This window comes from Pseudomonas neuropathica (assembly GCF_051174785.1).
GTDB lineage: Bacteria > Pseudomonadota > Gammaproteobacteria > Pseudomonadales > Pseudomonadaceae > Aquipseudomonas > Aquipseudomonas neuropathica_A.
In genome coordinates this window covers 2,683,373-2,702,500 of record NZ_CP195111.1, presented here as the reverse complement: position 1 = coordinate 2,702,500, position 19,128 = coordinate 2,683,373, and the positions used below count along the sequence as shown (strand labels likewise).

General features: G+C 54.6%; 13 protein-coding genes, 4 tRNA genes and 2 rRNA genes (1 of these 19 running past the window's edge). All 19 read left to right on the top strand.

The features are described from left to right. A 23S ribosomal RNA gene (locus ACRRSD_RS12320) occupies positions 1-2,243 on the top strand (it extends 651 nt beyond the left edge of the window). Between the two features lie 169 nt (positions 2,244-2,412). After that, positions 2,413-2,528 (top strand): 5S ribosomal RNA (gene rrf / locus ACRRSD_RS12315). A gap of 132 nt (positions 2,529-2,660) precedes the next feature. Further along, entirely contained in the window at positions 2,661-3,614 is a 954-nt protein-coding gene (gene birA / locus ACRRSD_RS12310) for a bifunctional biotin--[acetyl-CoA-carboxylase] ligase/biotin operon repressor BirA (protein WP_435038203.1), read from the top strand. Further along, on the top strand, positions 3,604-4,356 hold the full coding sequence (locus ACRRSD_RS12305) for a pantothenate kinase (protein ID WP_435038202.1): 753 nt from the start codon (positions 3,604-3,606) through the stop codon (positions 4,354-4,356). Before birA ends, ACRRSD_RS12305 begins: the two co-directional genes overlap by 11 nt. Positions 4,357-4,363: 7 nt before the next feature. Then, entirely contained in the window at positions 4,364-4,795 is a 432-nt protein-coding gene (locus ACRRSD_RS12300) for a hypothetical protein (RefSeq protein WP_038362151.1), read from the top strand. Positions 4,796-4,938: 143 nt separating this feature from the next. Continuing rightward, a tRNA-Tyr gene (locus ACRRSD_RS12295) sits at positions 4,939-5,023 on the top strand. 25 nt (positions 5,024-5,048) lie between these two features. Further along, positions 5,049-5,122, top strand: a tRNA-Gly gene (locus ACRRSD_RS12290). Positions 5,123-5,148: 26 nt separating this feature from the next. Continuing rightward, positions 5,149-5,224: transfer RNA gene (locus ACRRSD_RS12285), tRNA-Thr, on the top strand. Positions 5,225-5,309: 85 nt separating this feature from the next. Further along, positions 5,310-6,503 carry an elongation factor Tu gene (gene tuf / locus ACRRSD_RS12280; RefSeq protein ID WP_126366853.1) on the top strand — a complete coding sequence of 398 codons (1,194 nt, stop codon included), beginning with the start codon at positions 5,310-5,312 and terminating at the stop codon, positions 6,501-6,503. 53 nt (positions 6,504-6,556) lie between these two features. Then, positions 6,557-6,632, top strand: a tRNA-Trp gene (locus ACRRSD_RS12275). A gap of 45 nt (positions 6,633-6,677) precedes the next feature. Further along, positions 6,678-7,046 carry a preprotein translocase subunit SecE gene (gene secE, locus ACRRSD_RS12270; RefSeq protein ID WP_009045851.1) on the top strand — a complete coding sequence of 123 codons (369 nt, stop codon included), beginning with the start codon at positions 6,678-6,680 and terminating at the stop codon, positions 7,044-7,046. 9 nt (positions 7,047-7,055) lie between these two features. Next, the gene (gene nusG, locus ACRRSD_RS12265; RefSeq protein WP_007916492.1) at positions 7,056-7,589 is read left to right on the top strand and encodes a transcription termination/antitermination protein NusG; all 534 of its coding nucleotides are present in this window, start codon (positions 7,056-7,058) and stop codon (positions 7,587-7,589) included. 117 nt (positions 7,590-7,706) lie between these two features. Further along, the gene (gene rplK, locus ACRRSD_RS12260) at positions 7,707-8,138 is read left to right on the top strand and encodes a 50S ribosomal protein L11 (RefSeq protein ID WP_003228756.1); all 432 of its coding nucleotides are present in this window, start codon (positions 7,707-7,709) and stop codon (positions 8,136-8,138) included. Continuing rightward, positions 8,138-8,833, top strand: coding sequence for a 50S ribosomal protein L1 (gene rplA, locus ACRRSD_RS12255; RefSeq protein WP_007916481.1), 696 nt, complete (start codon positions 8,138-8,140; stop codon positions 8,831-8,833). The genes rplK and rplA overlap by 1 nt, the downstream gene beginning before the upstream one ends. Positions 8,834-9,031: 198 nt before the next feature. Next, complete coding sequence (rplJ, locus tag ACRRSD_RS12250; protein ID WP_008081912.1) at positions 9,032-9,532, top strand: 50S ribosomal protein L10; 501 nt, start codon at positions 9,032-9,034, stop codon at positions 9,530-9,532. Between the two features lie 74 nt (positions 9,533-9,606). Beyond that, positions 9,607-9,972 carry a 50S ribosomal protein L7/L12 gene (gene rplL, locus ACRRSD_RS12245; RefSeq protein WP_003228750.1) on the top strand — a complete coding sequence of 122 codons (366 nt, stop codon included), beginning with the start codon at positions 9,607-9,609 and terminating at the stop codon, positions 9,970-9,972. Positions 9,973-10,193: 221 nt separating this feature from the next. After that, positions 10,194-14,267 (top strand): DNA-directed RNA polymerase subunit beta, encoded by a 4,074-nt coding sequence (gene rpoB / locus ACRRSD_RS12240; RefSeq protein ID WP_093442653.1) that lies wholly within the window; start codon positions 10,194-10,196, stop codon positions 14,265-14,267. 64 nt (positions 14,268-14,331) lie between these two features. Next, positions 14,332-18,531, top strand: a complete 4,200-nt coding sequence (gene rpoC, locus ACRRSD_RS12235) for a DNA-directed RNA polymerase subunit beta' (RefSeq protein ID WP_034156498.1) — start codon at positions 14,332-14,334, stop codon at positions 18,529-18,531. Between the two features lie 216 nt (positions 18,532-18,747). After that, on the top strand, positions 18,748-19,119 hold the full coding sequence (gene rpsL / locus ACRRSD_RS12230; RefSeq protein WP_003186084.1) for a 30S ribosomal protein S12: 372 nt from the start codon (positions 18,748-18,750) through the stop codon (positions 19,117-19,119). The last annotated feature ends 9 nt before the right edge of the window (positions 19,120-19,128 follow it).

The window sequence follows — 19,128 nt, the reverse complement described above, 5'->3', positions numbered from 1 at the left end:
TGGGAATAGACCCGAAACCGGGCGATCTATCCATGGGCAGGTTGAAGGTTGGGTAACACTAACTGGAGGACCGAACCGACTACCGTTGAAAAGTTAGCGGATGACCTGTGGATCGGAGTGAAAGGCTAATCAAGCTCGGAGATAGCTGGTTCTCCTCGAAAGCTATTTAGGTAGCGCCTCATGTATCACTGTAGGGGGTAGAGCACTGTTTCGGCTAGGGGGTCATCCCGACTTACCAAACCGATGCAAACTCCGAATACCTACAAGTGCCGAGCATGGGAGACACACGGCGGGTGCTAACGTCCGTCGTGAAAAGGGAAACAACCCAGACCGTCAGCTAAGGTCCCAAAGTTATGGTTAAGTGGGAAACGATGTGGGAAGGCTTAGACAGCTAGGAGGTTGGCTTAGAAGCAGCCACCCTTTAAAGAAAGCGTAATAGCTCACTAGTCGAGTCGGCCTGCGCGGAAGATGTAACGGGGCTCAAACCATACACCGAAGCTACGGGTATCATCTTCGGATGATGCGGTAGAGGAGCGTTCTGTAAGCCTGTGAAGGTGAGTTGAGAAGCTTGCTGGAGGTATCAGAAGTGCGAATGCTGACATGAGTAACGACAATGGGTGTGAAAAACACCCACGCCGAAAGACCAAGGTTTCCTGCGCAACGTTAATCGACGCAGGGTTAGTCGGTCCCTAAGGCGAGGCTGAAAAGCGTAGTCGATGGAAAACAGGTTAATATTCCTGTACTTCTGGTTATTGCGATGGAGGGACGGAGAAGGCTAGGCCAGCTTGGCGTTGGTTGTCCAAGTTTAAGGTGGTAGGCTGAGATCTTAGGTAAATCCGGGATCTTAAGGCCGAGAGCTGATGACGAGTGTTCTTTTAGAACACGAAGTGGTTGATGCCATGCTTCCAAGAAAAGCTTCTAAGCTTCAGGTAACCAGGAACCGTACCCCAAACCGACACAGGTGGTTGGGTAGAGAATACCAAGGCGCTTGAGAGAACTCGGGTGAAGGAACTAGGCAAAATGGCACCGTAACTTCGGGAGAAGGTGCGCCGGTGAGGGTGAAGGACTTGCTCCGTAAGCTCATGCCGGTCGAAGATACCAGGCCGCTGCGACTGTTTATTAAAAACACAGCACTCTGCAAACACGAAAGTGGACGTATAGGGTGTGACGCCTGCCCGGTGCCGGAAGGTTAATTGATGGGGTTAGCTAACGCGAAGCTCTTGATCGAAGCCCCGGTAAACGGCGGCCGTAACTATAACGGTCCTAAGGTAGCGAAATTCCTTGTCGGGTAAGTTCCGACCTGCACGAATGGCGTAACGATGGCGGCGCTGTCTCCACCCGAGACTCAGTGAAATTGAAATCGCTGTGAAGATGCAGTGTATCCGCGGCTAGACGGAAAGACCCCGTGAACCTTTACTATAGCTTTGCACTGGACTTTGAATTTGCTTGTGTAGGATAGGTGGGAGGCTTTGAAGCGTGGACGCCAGTTCGCGTGGAGCCATCCTTGAAATACCACCCTGGCAACTTTGAGGTTCTAACTCAGGTCCGTTATCCGGATCGAGGACAGTGTATGGTGGGTAGTTTGACTGGGGCGGTCTCCTCCTAAAGAGTAACGGAGGAGTACGAAGGTGCGCTCAGACCGGTCGGAAATCGGTCGTAGAGTATAAAGGCAAAAGCGCGCTTGACTGCGAGACAGACACGTCGAGCAGGTACGAAAGTAGGTCTTAGTGATCCGGTGGTTCTGTATGGAAGGGCCATCGCTCAACGGATAAAAGGTACTCCGGGGATAACAGGCTGATACCGCCCAAGAGTTCATATCGACGGCGGTGTTTGGCACCTCGATGTCGGCTCATCACATCCTGGGGCTGAAGCCGGTCCCAAGGGTATGGCTGTTCGCCATTTAAAGTGGTACGCGAGCTGGGTTTAGAACGTCGTGAGACAGTTCGGTCCCTATCTGCCGTGGACGTTTGAGATTTGAGAGGGGCTGCTCCTAGTACGAGAGGACCGGAGTGGACGAACCTCTGGTGTTCCGGTTGTCACGCCAGTGGCATTGCCGGGTAGCTATGTTCGGGAAAGATAACCGCTGAAAGCATCTAAGCGGGAAACTTGCCTCAAGATGAGATCTCACTGGAACCTTGAGTTCCCTGAAGGGCCGTCGAAGACTACGACGTTGATAGGTTGGGTGTGTAAGCGCTGTGAGGCGTTGAGCTAACCAATACTAATTGCCCGTGAGGCTTGACCATATAACACCCAAGCAATTTGCATGCTTCAAGCTGAAAAGCGAGAGAGCACCAGATTGCGGTGTGTGAAGACGAAATGAACCGAAAGTTCGAAAGACTCACAAAACACCAGCTATCACATACCCAATTTGCTGAAGCGAGGCCATCTGGCCACGACTCGGTACCCGAATTTCTTGACGACCATAGAGCGTTGGAACCACCTGATCCCATCCCGAACTCAGCAGTGAAACGATGCATCGCCGATGGTAGTGTGGGGTTTCCCCATGTGAGAGTAGGTCATCGTCAAGATTAAATTCCGAAACCCCAATTGCGAAAGCAATTGGGGTTTTGTTTTGCCCGCAGGAAAAGCATCTGCTTGATTTCTATGCAACGGCCCGGAGCATGGCTATTATTCGGGCCTCATTGTGAGGCGAAACCTGCATGTTGACGTTGTTGAACCTTCTGAAAGATGGTCGATTCCATTCTGGTCAGGATCTCGGTGCCGCCCTGGGAATTAGTCGAAGTGCGGTGTGGAAGCAACTTCAGCATCTTGAGGCTGAACTTGGCTTGCGCATCCATAAAGTTCGGGGGCGGGGTTATCAATTGGCTGCGCCATTGACGCTGCTCGACTCTCGGGCAATATCGGAAATGGTGCCGGGTTGGCCTGTGACCGTTCTAGATTCAGTCGACTCGACGAACGCTGAGGCCTTGCGCGCGATTGGTCGCGGTAGTTTGGCGCCCTTCTTGGTGCTCGCGGAACGGCAAGCTTCTGGGCGAGGACGAAGAGGTCGCAAATGGGTGAGTCCGTTTGCTGAAAATCTCTATTACAGCCTTGTTCTACGTATCGACGGCGGAATGCGCCAGCTCGAGGGCTTGAGTCTTGTTGTGGGGTTGGCTGTCTTGCAAGCTCTGCGAAATTTCGGGGTGCTGGGCGCAGGGTTGAAATGGCCGAATGATGTCTTGGTAGGTCATAAGAAAATCGCTGGAATTCTCCTTGAGCTCGTCGGAGATCCGGCAGATGTTTGTCACGTAGTGTTGGGTATAGGTGTCAACGTGAACATGCAGGTGGCTGATGAGGTCGGTCAACAATGGACTTCGATTCGGCTTGAGACAGGTAAAAGCAGTGATCGTAATGTCTTTGTGGTTGAACTGAGTAAGCAATTAAACGCCTACATCCAGCGCCATCAGGTCGATGGTTTTTCAGTTCTCCAGGCGGAATGGGAAGCGAATCATTTGTGGCAAGATCGTTCGGTTTCATTGATTGCCGGTTCCAGCCAGATAGATGGTGTGGTGCTAGGAATAGACAGTCAGGGTGCACTGCGCCTGAAGGTAGATGGCGTGGAAAAAGTCTTTAGCGGTGGTGAGCTCAGTCTGAGGTTGCGTGATGATTCTTGAGCTCGACTGTGGGAACAGCTTTATTAAGTGGCGAGTGCTGAAGGCTGCGTCCGGAGGTCTTTTTTCTGAAGGGGTTGTGGACTCTGATCTTGCTTTGCTTGACGGTTTGAGATCCCTTGATGGACTTGTTCTGTGCAAGTGTCGCTTGGTCAGTGTCAGGACCGCAGAGGAAACTGATGCATTAACCGACGCTATCAAGCGGGAATTTGGTGTTTCGGTGGCGTGTGCGAAGTCCTCTCGTGAAATGTCTGGTGTCAAAAATGGTTATGAAGACTACGAGCGCCTAGGGCTTGATCGATGGTTGGCCATGCTCGGCGGGTTTCATCTCGCAGCAGGTGGTGCTTGCCTGGTGCTCGATTTTGGTACGGCGGTGACTGCTGATTTTATTGCTGCCGATGGTGTGCATCTGGGCGGTTTTATTTGCCCCGGGATGCCATTGATGCGGAATCAGTTACGCACTCATACCCGCAAGATTCGCTATGGGGATCAGGCGGCTGAGCGTGCGCTGTCCAGCATTGCGCCTGGGCGGACTACCGTTGAGGCGGTAGAACGCGGGTGTGCATTGATGTTGCGAGGTTTCGTCTTGTCGCAGTTGGAGTTGGCGCGTTCTTACTGGAGAGAAGACTTCACAGTCTTTATAACTGGCGGTGATGCTGAGTTGGTTGCGGATGTCGCGCCTGAGGCCCGAGTTGTTCCCGACCTGGTCTTTGTGGGGTTGGCTATGGCGTGTCCTTTTTCCTGAGGTTTGTATGCGTTGGTTGTTCCTCCTGCTTCTTGTTCTTAATGTTTTCTACTATGTCTGGCATCAGCAGGAGGCGCCCTTGCGGGCGAAAGATGTAACGCCCCTTAGTTTGTATCGGGGTTCCCAGCAGGACATACGCTTGCTCAGCGAAACGACGGGTGATGCTCGGGAAGGGCGGGGTGGGCGGCGGCAAGAGTGTCTGTTGCTTGGTGGCTTTTCCCGGCAGGAGTCGCTTTCAGCTCTTCAGCGGCGCCTGGTTGAAATGGGGGTCGATGTGCAATCTTCTTCGAAGGATGCTTCCGGGGCTGGTTATTGGTTGTCTGTCGCGCCTCAGAGTCAGCGTTTGTTGGGTGATTCCCAGCTTCAAAACCTTTCCAACGAATTCAATGAGTTAAAACATAAAATAATGCTGTGCGAGGGGGTTGCACCTGCTGAATAGTTTGCATAGAATGGCGCCCGCTCCACAGCGAAGACCTAAAAAGGAAATCAAAGTTGAGCGATGTCAACGCAGCTAACCTCAGGTTTTTAAATGAGAAAATGCTTGACAGAGGTTTGGCATAGTATAGAATGCCGGCCTGATTAGGAGGGGTTCCCGAGCGGCCAAAGGGATCAGACTGTAAATCTGACGTCTACGACTTCGAAGGTTCGAATCCTTCTCCCTCCACCAGATTTAAGCGTGAGCTGCAGGCTCCGCGGGTATAGTTTAGTGGTAGAACCTCAGCCTTCCAAGCTGATGATGCGGGTTCGATTCCCGCTACCCGCTCCAGGTTTGCAGGTTGTGCAAAGTGTTTCGCTCTTGTAGCTCAGTTGGTAGAGCACACCCTTGGTAAGGGTGAGGTCAGCGGTTCAAATCCGCTCAAGAGCTCCATATAACAAGGCAGATATGAAAATATCTGCCTTTGTTTTAATGGTTGATATTGTTTGTCTAATTTCTTCTGTTGAGGGTGATATCGATGGCTAAGGAAAAATTTGATCGTTCCCTGCCCCACGTCAACGTTGGGACCATTGGTCACGTTGACCACGGTAAAACCACTCTGACTGCTGCTCTGACTCGCGTTTGCTCCGAAGTTTTCGGTTCTGCAATCGTTGACTTCGACAAGATCGACAGTGCGCCAGAAGAAAAGGCTCGCGGCATCACCATCAACACCGCACACGTTGAGTACAACTCGAAGATCCGTCACTACGCTCACGTTGACTGCCCAGGTCACGCTGACTATGTGAAGAACATGATCACCGGTGCTGCTCAAATGGACGGCGCTATTCTGGTTTGCTCGGCCGCTGATGGTCCGATGCCGCAAACCCGCGAGCACATCCTGCTGTCCCGTCAGGTTGGCGTTCCGTACATCGTGGTTTTCCTGAACAAGGCTGACCTGGTAGACGACGCTGAGCTGCTGGAACTGGTTGAGATGGAAGTTCGCGACCTGCTGTCCACCTATGACTTCCCAGGTGACGACACTCCGATCATCATCGGTTCGGCTCGTATGGCGCTGGAAGGCAAGGACGACAACGAAATGGGCACTACCGCTGTCAAGAAGCTGGTAGAGACTCTGGATGCCTACATCCCAGAACCAGTTCGTATGATCGACAAGCCGTTCCTGATGCCAATCGAAGACGTATTTTCGATCTCGGGTCGCGGTACTGTTGTGACTGGTCGTATCGAGCGCGGTATCGTTCGCGTTCAGGATCCGCTGGAAATCGTTGGTCTGCGTGACACTACCGTTTCCACCTGCACTGGTGTTGAAATGTTCCGCAAACTGCTCGACGAAGGTCGTGCTGGCGAGAACTGCGGCGTTCTGCTGCGTGGCACCAAGCGTGACGACGTTGAGCGTGGTCAGGTACTGGTTAAGCCGGGTTCGGTTAAGCCGCACACCAAGTTCACTGCAGAGGTTTACGTTCTGAGCAAGGAAGAAGGCGGTCGTCACACTCCGTTCTTCAAAGGCTACCGTCCACAGTTCTACTTCCGTACTACTGACGTGACTGGTAACTGCGAGCTGCCAGAAGGCGTTGAAATGGTAATGCCGGGTGACAACATTCAGATGACTGTTACCCTGATCAAAACCATCGCGATGGAAGACGGTCTGCGTTTCGCTATCCGTGAAGGCGGTCGTACCGTCGGCGCTGGCGTCGTAGCCAAAATCATCGAGTAAGTAGTTGTAATGTATTTTTCGGGCCGGCATAATGGTCGGCCTGATTTTGTTTTAGGTCAGTAGCTCAATTGGCAGAGCGACGGTCTCCAAAACCGTAGGTTGGGGGTTCGATTCCCTCCTGACCTGCCAGATTCACTCGGTGTGTCTGGCTTTCTTTTCACAGGATCTTCATAGATGACTCCTAAAGCTGAAGCTCAAGGCTCTCGCTTCGATCTGCTCAAGTGGCTTGTAGTTGTCGCTTTGGTGGTTGTTGGCGTTGTTGGCAATCAGTATTACTCTGCTTCGCCGATCCTGTACCGTGTACTCGCATTGCTTGCCATTGCTGCTGTAGCTGCCTTTGTAGGCCTGCAGACTGCGAAGGGCAAGTCTTTCTTTGTACTGGTTAAGGAAGCTCGCACCGAGATTCGTAAAGTCGTGTGGCCAACTCGCCAAGAAACCACGCAGACCACCCTGATTGTGGTGGCTGTTGTTCTGGTTATGGCGTTGCTGTTGTGGGGTCTTGATTCCCTGCTCGGTTGGCTTGTTTCCTTGATTGTCGGCTAAGGGTGTCCCGTGGCTAAGCGTTGGTATGTTGTGCATGCTTACTCGGGTTACGAGAAGCATGTGATGCGCTCGCTGGTCGAGCGCGTAAAGCTGGCTGGCATGGAAGATGGCTTCGGCGAGATTCTGGTTCCCACTGAAGAAGTGGTTGAAATGCGTAATGGCCAGAAGCGCAAAAGCGAGCGCAAGTTCTTTCCAGGCTATGTGCTGGTTCAGATGGATATGAATGAGGGTACTTGGCACTTGGTCAAGGATACTCCTCGGGTGATGGGTTTTATCGGCGGTACTGCCGATAAGCCAGCGCCAATCACCGATAAAGAGGCAGAGGCAATTCTGCGTCGTGTTGCTGATGGTAGCGACAAGCCTAAGCCGAAGACTCTCTTCGAGCCAGGTGAAACGGTGCGAGTCAACGACGGCCCATTCGCAGATTTCAATGGTGTTGTTGAAGAAGTTAACTACGAAAAGAGCCGGATCCAAGTGGCAGTGCTCATTTTCGGTCGCTCTACCCCGGTAGAGTTGGAGTTCAGTCAGGTCGAAAAGGTCTAATTGAACAAGCATCCCAACCCCGCAGCCATAGGCTGTGGGGTTTTGTCGTCACTGGGATATACGCGCAAGTAACCGGGGAGCCTTTCGAGGCGTTCGAACCCGTAATTGGAGTGCCTCATGGCCAAGAAGATTACCGCTTACATCAAGCTGCAAGTGAAGGCCGCTCAGGCTAACCCAAGTCCACCGGTTGGTCCTGCTCTGGGTCAGCACGGCGTGAACATCATGGAATTCTGCAAGGCTTTCAACGCCCGTACTCAGGGTCTTGAAGCTGGTCTGCCGACTCCAGTGATCATCACTGTCTACAGCGACCGTAGCTTCACTTTCGAAACCAAATCCACCCCTGCTTCGGTTCTGCTGAAGAAGGCGGCCGGTCTGACCAGCGGTTCCGCTCGTCCGAACACCGTTAAGGTTGGCACTGTTACTCGTGCTCAGCTGGAAGAAATCGCGAAAACCAAAAACGCGGATCTGACTGCAGCTGATATGGATGCAGCCGTGCGTACTATCGCCGGTTCTGCTCGTAGCATGGGCCTTAACGTGGAGGGTGTGTAATGGCTAAGCTGACCAAGCGTCAAAAGGCTATCGCCGGCAAAATCGAAGCAGGCAAGGCCTACAACATTGTAGACGCTGCTGCTCTGCTGGCTGAGCTGTCGACTGTCAAGTTCAGCGAGTCTTTCGACGTTGCTGTAAACCTGGGTGTAGACCCGCGTAAATCTGACCAGGTTGTTCGTAGCGCTACTGTGCTGCCGCACGGCACTGGCAAGACTGTTCGCGTTGCTGTGTTCACCCAGGGTCCAGCTGCTGAGGCCGCTCTGGCTGCCGGCGCTGACCGTGTAGGTATGGACGACCTGGCTGCCGAAATGAAAGGCGGCGACCTGAACTATGACGTAGTGATCGCATCCCCGGATGCCATGCGCGTTGTAGGTCAGTTGGGTCAGATCCTCGGTCCACGTGGTCTGATGCCTAACCCTAAGGTTGGTACCGTAACTCCAGACGTAGCTACCGCGGTTAAGAACGCTAAAGCTGGTCAGGTTCGTTATCGCACCGACAAAAACGGCATCATTCACACTTCCGTTGGCAAGATGGGCTTCGACGCCGTCAAGCTGAAGGAAAACGTTGAAGCCCTGATCGCTGATCTGAAGCGTATCAAGCCAGCTTCTTCGAAAGGTATCTACGTCAAGCGCGTTACCCTGAGCACCACTATGGGCCCAGGTCTGGTTATCGACCAGAGCTCGCTGGACGCGTAAGACAAAGGTTGGCGCGATGGTTCGCGCCAATTGAAAGATTGGGGTCCCTGCCTGGCGGGGGCTATCCAAGACCGTAGGCGACGCAAGTCTTAAACCATAAGCCTACGCAGATGGTGCTCCCGGTTCCTTACCGAATCAGACACCAAAACGACATTCGGTTCCGATCGAATGAAACGGTAACAAGCAGGAGTTAAACCCGTGGCAATTAATCTCGAAGACAAGAAGGCCATCGTCGCTGAAGTCAACGAGGCTGCCAAAGTCGCTCTGTCCGCTGTCGTGGTTGATGCACGTGGCGTAACAGTAGGCGCAATGACCGGACTCCGTAAAGAGGCTCGTGAAGCTGGCGTTTACGTACGTGTTGTACGTAACACCCTGCTCAAGCGCGCTGTTGCTGACACTCAATACAGTGTCCTCAACGACGTGTTCACCGGCCCGACCCTGATTGCATTCTCGAACGAACATCCGGGCGCTGCTGCTCGTATTTTCAAAGAGTTTGCCAAGGGTCAGGACAAGTTCGAGATCAAGGCAGCTGCGTTCGAGGGCAAGTTCCTCGCAGCTAATCAGATCGACGTACTGGCAACTCTGCCGACCCGTGACGAAGCAATTTCTCAGCTGATGAGCGTGATTCAAGGCGCTACCAGCAAATTGGCTCGTACTCTGGCGGCAATTCGCGACCAGAAAGAAGCTGCTGCAGCCTAAGGCTCGTCAACTTCTCGCGTTTTTTGTTTATTTCGATGGTCGCGTAGGCCGTCCCCCAATTCAGGAATTGAGTCATGTCTCTGACTAACGAACAAATCATCGAAGCAATCGGCCAGAAATCCGTAGTGGAAATCGTTGAGCTGATCAAAGCGATGGAAGAAACCTTCGGTGTTACCGCTGCTGCTGCTTCGGCTGGTCCAGCTGCTGCTGCCGCTGTTGTTGAAGAGCAAACCGAGTTCAACGTTGTTCTGCTGGAAGCTGGCGAGAAGAAGGTTAACGTGATCAAGGCAGTTCGTGAACTGACCGGTCTGGGCCTGAAAGAAGCCAAAGAGAAAGTAGACGGCGCTCCTCAGGTTGTAGCTGAAGGCGTTTCGAAAGAAGCTGCTGAAGACGCCAAGAAGAAGCTGGAAGAAGCAGGCGCTAAAGTCGAGCTGAAATAAGCATCGACTTTGCTCCTCCAGCCCGAGCGTCAAGCGACAGGCTGATGGCTGGTGGCTCTTGCCACCGGCCTTTTTCCGTTATTGGCAGCCGACTGGGTCGGTGCTGATAAAGGCGCTGTAACCACCCGATGCGGTGGAGCAAACCATGGGGTTTGCACGATTTTCTGGCTGCTCCCGTCGGGAGGGGCCAAACAAGCAGGTGACCAAGCTGGGGAACGCTGATGGCTTACTCATATACTGAGAAAAAACGTATCCGCAAGGACTTTAGCAAGTTGCCGGACGTCATGGATGTGCCTTACCTCCTGGCCATCCAGCTGGATTCGTATCGTGAATTCTTGCAAGCGGGAGCGACTAAAGATCAGTTCCGCGACGTGGGCCTGCATGCGGCCTTCAAATCCGTTTTCCCGATCATCAGCTACTCCGGCAATGCTGCGCTGGAGTACGTCGGTTATCGCCTGGGCGAACCGGCATTTGATGTCAAAGAATGCGTATTGCGCGGTGTAACTTTCGCCGTACCTTTGCGGGTAAAAGTGCGCCTGATCATTTTCGACAAAGAATCGTCGAACAAAGCGATCAAGGACATCAAAGAGCAAGAAGTCTACATGGGTGAAATCCCCCTGATGACTGAGAACGGTACCTTCGTAATCAACGGTACCGAGCGTGTAATCGTTTCCCAGCTGCACCGTTCCCCGGGCGTGTTCTTCGACCACGACCGCGGCAAGACGCATAGCTCCGGCAAACTGCTGTACTCCGCGCGCATCATTCCTTACCGCGGTTCGTGGCTGGACTTCGAGTTCGACCCGAAAGACTGCGTGTTCGTGCGTATCGACCGTCGTCGCAAGCTGCCGGCATCGGTACTGCTGCGCGCGCTCGGCTATACCACTGAAGAAGTGCTGGACGCGTTCTACACCACCAACGTCTTCCACCTGAGCGGCGAAACCCTCAGCCTGGAACTGATTGCTTCGCGTCTGCGTGGTGAAATTGCGGTTCTGGACATTCAGGACGAGAAGGGCAAGGTCATTGTTGAAGCGGGCCGCCGTATTACCGCGCGCCACATCAACCAGATCGAAAAAGCCGGCATCAAGACTCTGGAAGTACCTCTGGACTACGTCCTGGGCCGTACTACTGCCAAGGTCATCGTGCATCCGGCTACCGGCGAAATCCTGGCAGAGTGCAACACCGAGCTGAACACCGAAGTTTTGGCCAAAATTGCCAAGGCCGGCGTTGTTCGCATCGAAACTCTGTACACCAACGATATCGACTGCGGCCCGTTCGTCTCCGACACGCTGAAGATCGACTCCACCAGCAACCAATTGGAAGCGCTGGTCGAGATCTATCGCATGATGCGTCCAGGCGAGCCACCAACCAAAGACGCTGCCGAAACCCTGTTCAACAACCTGTTCTTCAGTCCTGAGCGCTATGACCTGTCTGCGGTCGGCCGGATGAAGTTCAACCGTCGTATCGGTCGTACCGAGATCGAAGGTTCGGGTGTGCTGTGCAAGGAAGACATCGTTGCGGTACTGAAGACTCTGGTCGACATCCGTAACGGTAAAGGCATCGTCGATGACATCGACCACCTGGGTAACCGTCGTGTTCGCTGTGTAGGCGAAATGGCCGAGAACCAGTTCCGCGTTGGCCTGGTACGTGTTGAGCGTGCGGTCAAAGAGCGTCTGTCGATGGCTGAAAGCGAAGGCCTGATGCCGCAAGACCTGATCAACGCCAAGCCAGTGGCTGCAGCGGTGAAAGAGTTCTTCGGTTCCAGCCAGCTCTCGCAGTTCATGGACCAGAACAACCCGCTGTCCGAGATCACCCACAAGCGTCGTGTCTCTGCACTCGGCCCTGGCGGTCTGACTCGTGAGCGCGCAGGCTTTGAAGTCCGTGACGTACATCCGACTCACTACGGTCGTGTATGCCCGATTGAAACGCCGGAAGGTCCGAACATCGGTCTGATCAACTCCCTGGCTGCTTACGCTCGCACTAACCAGTACGGCTTCCTGGAAAGCCCGTACCGCGTGGTAAAAGAGGGTGTGGTCACCGACGAGATCGTGTTCCTGTCCGCTATTGAAGAAGCCGATCACGTGATCGCGCAGGCTTCGGCGACCATGAACGACCAGAAAGTCCTGATCGACGAACTGGTAGCCGTACGTCACCTGAACGAATTCACCGTTAAGGCGCCTGAAGAAGTCACCTTGATGGACGTTTCGCCGAAGCAGGTAGTTTCGGTTGCAGCGTCGCTGATTCCGTTCCTTGAGCACGACGACGCCAACCGTGCGTTGATGGGTTCGAACATGCAGCGTCAAGCTGTACCAACCCTGCGCGCTGACAAGCCGCTGGTAGGTACCGGCATGGAGCGTAACGTAGCCCGTGACTCCGGCGTTTGCGTCGTGGCTCGTCGTGGCGGCGTGATCGACTCCGTCGACGCCAGCCGTATCGTGGTTCGTGTTGCTGATGACGAAGTTGAAACCGGCGAAGCTGGTGTCGACATCTACAACCTGACCAAATACACCCGCTCGAACCAGAACACCTGCATCAACCAGCGCCCGCTGGTGAGCAAGGGTGATCGCGTTCAGCGTAGCGACATCATGGCCGACGGCCCGTCCACCGACATGGGTGAACTGGCACTGGGTCAGAACATGCGCATCGCGTTCATGGCATGGAACGGCTTCAACTTCGAAGACTCCATCTGCCTGTCCGAGCGTGTGGTTCAGGAAGACCGTTTCACCACGATCCACATTCAGGAACTGACCTGTGTGGCCCGTGACACCAAGCTTGGCCCAGAGGAAATCACTGCGGACATCCCGAACGTGGGTGAAGCTGCACTGAACAAGCTGGACGAAGCCGGTATCGTTTACGTAGGTGCTGAAGTTGGCGCAGGCGACATCCTGGTAGGTAAGGTCACTCCGAAAGGCGAGACCCAACTGACTCCGGAAGAGAAGCTGCTGCGTGCAATCTTCGGTGAAAAAGCCAGCGACGTTAAAGACACCTCCCTGCGCGTGCCTACTGGTACCAAAGGTACTGTCATCGACGTTCAGGTCTTCACCCGCGACGGCGTTGAGCGTGATGCTCGTGCACTGTCGATCGAGAAGTCCCAGCTGGACGAGATCCGCAAGGATCTGAACGAAGAGTTCCGTATCGTTGAAGGCGCTACTTTCGAACGTCTGCGTTCCGCTCTGGTAGGCCACAAGGCTGAAGGCGGCGCAGGTCTGAAGAAAGGTCAGGACATCACCGACGAAGTTCTCGACGGTCTTGAGCATGGTCAGTGGTTCAAACTGCGCATGGCTGAAGATGCTCTGAACGAGCAGCTCGAGAAGGCTCAGGCCTACATCGTTGATCGCCGCCGCCTGCTGGACGACAAGTTCGAAGACAAGAAGCGCAAACTGCAGCAGGGCGATGACCTGGCTCCAGGCGTGCTGAAAATCGTCAAGGTTTACCTGGCAATCCGTCGTCGCATCCAGCCGGGCGACAAGATGGCCGGTCGTCACGGTAACAAAGGTGTGGTCTCTGTGATCATGCCGGTTGAAGACATGCCGCACGATGCCAATGGCACCCCGGTCGACGTCGTCCTCAACCCACTGGGCGTACCTTCGCGTATGAACGTTGGTCAGATCCTCGAAACCCACCTGGGCCTCGCGGCCAAAGGTCTGGGCGAGAAGATCAACCGGATGGTCGAAGAGCAGCGTAAAGTCGCTGAACTGCGTACCTTCCTGGACGAGATCTACAACCAGATCGGCGGTCGTAACGAAGATCTGGACAGCTTCTCCGATCAGGAAATCCTGGATCTGGCGAAGAACCTGCGTGGCGGTGTTCCAATGGCCACTCCAGTGTTCGACGGCGCCAAGGAAAGCGAAATCAAGGCCATGCTGAAACTGGCAGACCTGCCGGAAAGCGGCCAGATGCAGCTGACTGACGGCCGTACCGGCAACAAGTTCGAGCGTCCAGTTACCGTTGGCTACATGTACATGCTGAAGCTGAACCACTTGGTAGACGACAAGATGCACGCGCGTTCTACCGGTTCGTACAGCCTGGTTACCCAGCAGCCGCTGGGTGGTAAGGCGCAGTTCGGTGGTCAGCGTTTCGGGGAGATGGAGGTCTGGGCACTGGAAGCATACGGTGCTGCTTACACTCTGCAAGAAATGCTCACAGTGAAGTCGGACGATGTGAACGGCCGTACCAAGATGTACAAAAACATCGTGGATGGCGATCACCGTATGGAGCCGGGCATGCCCGAGTCCTTCAACGTGTTGATCAAGGAAATTCGTTCCCTCGGCATCGATATCGATCTGGAAACCGAATAACACGTGACGCGAATCGAGAGCGGGGCAGGATTGCCCGCTCTCTGCTCCGCCAGGAGGAAAGGCCTTGAAAGACCTACTGAATTTGCTGAAAAACCAGGGTCAAGTCGAAGAGTTCGACGCCATCCGTATCGGATTGGCCTCGCCTGAGATGATCCGCTCATGGTCGTTCGGTGAAGTTAAAAAGCCGGAAACCATCAACTACCGTACGTTCAAACCTGAGCGTGACGGTCTGTTCTGCGCCAAGATCTTTGGCCCGGTAAAGGATTACGAGTGCCTGTGCGGTAAGTACAAGCGCTTGAAGCACCGTGGTGTGATTTGCGAGAAGTGCGGCGTTGAAGTTGCACTGGCCAAGGTTCGTCGTGAGCGCATGGCGCACATCGAACTGGCTTCGCCGGTTGCCCACATCTGGTTCCTGAAATCACTGCCGTCCCGTATCGGCCTGCTGATGGACATGACCCTGCGTGATATCGAACGCGTTCTCTATTTCGAGAGCTATGTTGTTATCGATCCAGGCATGACCACCCTTGAAAAAGGTCAGTTGCTGAACGACGAGCAGTACTTCGAAGCGCTGGAAGAGTTCGGTGACGACTTCGACGCCCGCATGGGTGCTGAAGCGGTCCGTGAACTGCTGCACGCTATCGACCTGGAACACGAGATTGGCCGTCTGCGCGAAGAAATTCCGCAAACCAACTCCGAAACCAAGATCAAGAAGCTGTCCAAGCGTCTGAAGTTGATGGAAGCCTTCCAGGGTTCCGGCAACCTGCCAGAGTGGATGGTGCTGACCGTTCTGCCGGTTCTGCCGCCAGATCTGCGTCCACTGGTCCCACTGGACGGCGGTCGTTTCGCGACTTCCGACCTCAACGATCTGTATCGTCGAGTGATCAACCGTAACAACCGTTTGAAGCGCCTGCTGGATCTGTCCGCTCCGGACATCATCGTGCGCAACGAAAAGCGTATGTTGCAGGAAGCTGTCGATGCTCTGCTCGACAACGGTCGTCGTGGCCGCGCTATCACCGGTTCGAACAAGCGTCCTCTGAAATCCCTGGCTGACATGATCAAGGGTAAGCAGGGTCGTTTCCGTCAGAACTTGCTCGGTAAGCGTGTTGACTACTCCGGTCGTTCGGTAATTACCGTAGGCCCGACCCTGCGTCTGCATCAGTGCGGTCTGCCGAAGAAGATGGCTCTCGAGCTGTTCAAACCGTTCATTTTCGGCAAGCTGGAAATGCGTGGTCTCGCGACCACCATCAAAGCGGCCAAGAAAATGGTCGAACGCGAACTGCCAGAGGTTTGGGACGTTCTCGCTGAAGTGATTCGCGAACACCCGGTTCTTCTCAACCGCGCACCGACCCTTCACCGTCTGGGTATCCAGGCGTTTGAACCGGTACTGATCGAAGGTAAGGCTATTCAGCTGCACCCTCTGGTCTGCGCCGCGTACAACGCCGACTTCGACGGCGACCAAATGGCTGTGCACGTACCGCTGACACTGGAAGCCCAGTTGGAAGCGCGTGCGTTGATGATGTCGACCAACAACATTCTGTCGCCAGCCAACGGTGAGCCAATCATCGTTCCGTCGCAGGACGTTGTATTGGGTCTGTACTACATGACTCGTGAGGCGATCAACGCCAAAGGCGAAGGTCGTGTGTTCGCGGATCTGCAGGAAGTTGACCGTGTGTTCCGTGCCGGCGAAGCCGCACTGCACGCCAAGGTTAAAGTACGTATCAACGAAACCGTCAACGACCGTGACGGCAACAGCGTGAGCGGTACCCGTATCGTCGACACCACTGTCGGCCGTGCGCTGCTGTTCCAGGTTGTGCCAAAAGGTCTGTCGTACGACGTCGTCAACCTGCCGATGAAGAAGAAGGCGATCTCCAAGCTGATCAACCAGTGCTACCGCGTGGTTGGTCTGAAAGAGACCGTGATCTTCGCTGACCAGTTGATGTACACCGGTTTCGCTTACTCGACCATCTCCGGCGTTTCCATCGGTGTTAACGACTTCGTTATCCCTGACGAGAAAGCCCGCATCATCGGTGCTGCCACCGACGAAGTGAAAGAGATCGAGAGCCAGTACGCCTCCGGCCTGGTAACCCAGGGCGAGAAGTACAACAAAGTGATCGACCTTTGGTCGAAAGCGAACGACGAAGTTTCCAAGGCGATGATGGCCAACCTCTCGAAAGAGAAGGTTATCGACCGTCACGGCGTTGAAGTCGATCAAGAGTCTTTCAACTCGATGTACATGATGGCCGACTCGGGTGCGCGGGGTTCCGCAGCACAGATTCGTCAGCTGGCCGGTATGCGTGGTCTGATGGCCAAGCCGGACGGTTCCATCATTGAAACGCCGATTACTGCGAACTTCCGTGAAGGTTTGAGCGTACTTCAGTACTTCATCTCGACTCACGGTGCTCGTAAAGGTCTGGCGGATACCGCGTTGAAAACTGCGAACTCCGGTTACCTTACTCGTCGTCTGGTAGACGTGGCGCAGGATCTGGTTGTAACCGAGATCGATTGCGGCACCGAACACGGTCTGCTGATGACTCCGCACATTGAAGGCGGTGACGTTGTAGAGCCGTTGGGTGAGCGCGTATTGGGTCGTGTTATTGCCCGTGACGTATTCAAGCCAGGCACCGAGGACGTTATCGTTCCGGCCGGTACTCTGGTAGACGAGAAGTGGGTTGAATTCATCGAGCTGAACAGCATCGACGAAGTGATCGTGCGTTCGCCGATCAGCTGCGAAACCCGCTATGGCATTTGCGCCAAGTGCTACGGCCGTGATCTGGCTCGTGGTCACCAGGTGAACATCGGTGAAGCGGTCGGCGTTATCGCTGCCCAGTCCATCGGTGAGCCGGGTACCCAGCTGACGATGCGTACGTTCCACATCGGTGGTGCGGCAAGCCGTACTTCCGCAGCCGACAGCGTTCAGGTGAAGAATGGCGGTACCGTCCGTCTGCACAACCTGAAGCACGTTGAGCGAGTGGATGGTCACCTGGTTGCTGTGTCCCGTTCCGGTGAGCTGGCCATCGCTGATGACTTCGGTCGTGAGCGTGAGCGTTACAAGCTGCCGTACGGTGCTGTGATTTCGGTTAAGGAAGGTGACAAGGTCGACGCTGGCGCAATCGTGGCCAAGTGGGATCCGCACACTCACCCAATCGTTACCGAAATGAAAGGTACCGTGACCTACGTGGGCATGGAAGAAGGCATCACGATCAAGCGTCAGACTGACGAATTGACCGGTATGACCAACATTGAAGTACTTGACGCGAAAGATCGTCCAGCTGCTGGCAAGGAAATCCGTCCAGCAGTGAAGATGGTCGACGACAACGGCAAGGATCTGTTGCTGCCAGGCACTGACGTTATCGCTCAGTACTTCCTGCCAGCCAACGCCCTGGTCGGTGTGGCGGACGGTGCGAAGATCGCGATCGGTGATGTTATCGCGCGTATCCCGCAAGAAACTTCGAAGACCCGTGACATCACCGGTGGTCTGCCGCGTGTTGCCGACTTGTTCGAAGCTCGTCGTCCGAAAGAAGCGTCGATTCTGGCTGAAGTCAGCGGCACCATCGCGTTCGGTAAAGAGACCAAAGGCAAACGCCGTCTGGTTATTACCCCGAACGACGGTAGCGATCCGTATGAAGAGCTGATTCCGAAGTGGCGTCACCTGAACGTGTTCGAAGGCGAACAGGTAAACCGCGGCGAAGTTATCTCCGACGGCCCAAGCGATCCGCACGACATCCTGCGTCTGCTGGGTGTGAGCGCGCTGGCCAAGTACATCGTTAACGAGATTCAGGACGTTTACCGTCTGCAAGGCGTGAAGATCAACGATAAGCACATCGAGACCATCCTGCGTCAGATGCTGCGTAAAGTTGAAATCGCTGAATCCGGCGATTCGAGTTTCATCAAGGGCGACCAGATGGAGCTGACTCACGTACTGGTAGAAAACGAGCGTTTGGGCGGCGAAGACAAGTTCGTCTCCAAGTACACTCGCGTTCTGTTGGGTATCACCAAGGCGTCGTTGTCCACCGAATCGTTCATCTCGGCGGCTTCCTTCCAGGAAACCACCCGCGTACTGACCGAAGCGGCAGTCACCGGCAAGCGCGATTACCTGCGCGGCCTGAAAGAAAACGTAGTCGTGGGTCGTCTGATCCCGGCCGGTACCGGTCTGGCATATCACAGCGAGCGCAAGCGTCGCCGTGATGCTGACAAGCCGTTGCGCGTAAGCGCCAGTGAAGTGGAAGCTGCACTGACCGAAGCGCTGAACTCGAGCGGTAACTGAGTTCTGCGGTAAATGAGCGTAAGGCCCTGATCGCTCCGTTCATCGAATCGAGACATTTTGTCGAGGTTCGAAGGGCGGGGAGGTCGGGGCCTTGCCTTGACTGGGGACAAGATCCTCTTTAGACTCTTGATCCCCTAAATTTGGCGGGAATTCGTTCCTGCCATTTTGCTTTTCTTGCAAGACAATAGCGTCGCAAGACAACAGTGGAGCTAGTAGATGGCAACTATCAACCAGCTGGTACGTCAGCCGCGTAAGCGTATCGTCGAGAAATCCGACGTACCTGCGCTGCAGAACTGCCCGCAACGTCGTGGCGTGTGCACCCGTGTGTACACCACCACGCCGAAAAAACCTAACTCGGCACTGCGTAAAGTATGCCGTGTGCGCCTGACCAACGGTTTCGAGGTTTCCTCGTACATCGGTGGTGAAGGTCACAACCTGCAAGAGCACAGCGTGGTACTGATCCGCGGCGGTCGTGTAAAAGACTTGCCAGGTGTTCGTTACCACACCGTTCGCGGCTCCTTGGATACTTCCGGCGTTAAAGGTCGTAACCAGGGTCGTTCGAAGTACGGTACCAAGCGTCCGAAGTAATCGGCCGTT